This is a genomic window from Streptomyces sp. MMG1121 (genome assembly GCF_001280015.1).
GTDB lineage: Bacteria > Actinomycetota > Actinomycetes > Streptomycetales > Streptomycetaceae > Streptomyces.
Genome location: NZ_LGDV01000040.1, coordinates 1 through 1,492 on the forward strand (window position 1 = coordinate 1; position 1,492 = coordinate 1,492).

The following is a 1,492-nucleotide window of genomic DNA, read 5'->3' on the forward strand; positions in this document are numbered from 1 at the left end:
GAACGCCTGCCCCGCACCCACACTCCCCGCACCCGCATGCCCCAACACCACCGCAACCTCACCCGACACCAACTCCACAAGATGCCGACGCTGCTCGTCGACCGTGAGTGTCGTCAGACGGCTCGTCAAGGAGGCTCCGAGAACGCTGCCCGTGGCGACCGCCGCTGTTCGACGCGGCCTGCGGACCAGGCCCCGCAGCATCGACGGCACCTCGTCGGCGGCCACCTGCTCGCCAAGGGCCGCGAGGTCGAACTTCGCGGGGACCAGGTGCGATGGAACGGCGCCAAGACCGGCGTCGAAGAGCGCCATGCCCTCCTCCACGGACAAGGCCCGGATACCGCCACGGCTCATACGAGCCTGGTCAGTCGCCCCCAGAGTCCCCGTCATCGTGCTCGATTCGCGCCACAGGCCCCAGGCCAGTGACACGGCGGTCAGTCCCTGCGCGCGGCGCCACTGCGCGAAGGCGTCCAGGAACGCGTTCGCCGCCGAATAATTGCCCTGCCCCGGACCACCAAGCACCCCGGACGCGGACGAGAACAGCACGAACGCGTCCAGGTCCAGATGCCGCGTCAGCTCGTGCAACATCAGCACGGCGTCCACCTTCGGCCGGAACACCGACGCCAGCCGCTCCGGCGTCAGACTCCCGATCACACCGTCATCCAGTACACCGGCCGTATGGACGACACCCGACAACGGGGCCCCAGCCGGCACCATGTCCAGCACCCCGGCGAGCGACTCGCGGTCCGCCACGTCACAGGCCGCCACCACCACAACGGCACCGGCCTGCTCCAACTCGGCCTTCAGCGACACCGCTCCCGGCGCGTCGAGCCCACGACGGCTCGTCAACACCAGATTCCGCACACCATGTGCCCCGACCAGATGCCGGGCCACCTCACCACCCAGCGTGCCGGTACCACCTGTCACCAGTACCGTCCCACCGGTCCGGAACACCGGACCCTCGGAAGGCACCGCCGAGGCACGCACCAGCCGGGGCACGAACACCTCGCCCGACCGCACCGCCACCTGCGACTCACCGGACGCCACCACACCCGCCAGCAACCCACCACCGCGCACCACACCATCCGCGTCCACGTCCGTGTCCGCGTCCGTGTCCATCAAGACGACACGGCCGGGATTCTCCACCTGCGCCGAACGCACCAGACCCCACACCGCAGCCACTACCGGATCAGCCGCTCCTTCACCACCCGCGACATCCACCGCACCCCGCGTCGCCACCACCAAGGAGCCCTCCCGCGACGACGCAAGAAACTCCTGAAGCCCCGCCAGCACATCACCGCAAACCCGACGGACCTCCTCGGAACCCAAGGAGGCCGACCCCACCTCCAGCAACTCCACCGCCACAGCGTCGGCGTCGTCGCGTACCGGCAGAGGGGACCACTCGACCCGGAAGAGCGACTCGCTTCCGCCGCCACCGGACACCTTCAACTGCTCATCGGTGACTGCCCGCAGGACGAGCGACTCGACCGACGCG

General features: G+C 69.5%; 1 protein-coding gene. It reads right to left on the reverse strand.

What is annotated here, in order from left to right; genetic code table 11:
• Nucleotides 1-1,492, reverse strand: a 1,492-nt coding sequence (locus ADK64_RS06630; RefSeq protein WP_159046177.1) for a type I polyketide synthase, incomplete at both ends; no start/stop codon positions are given.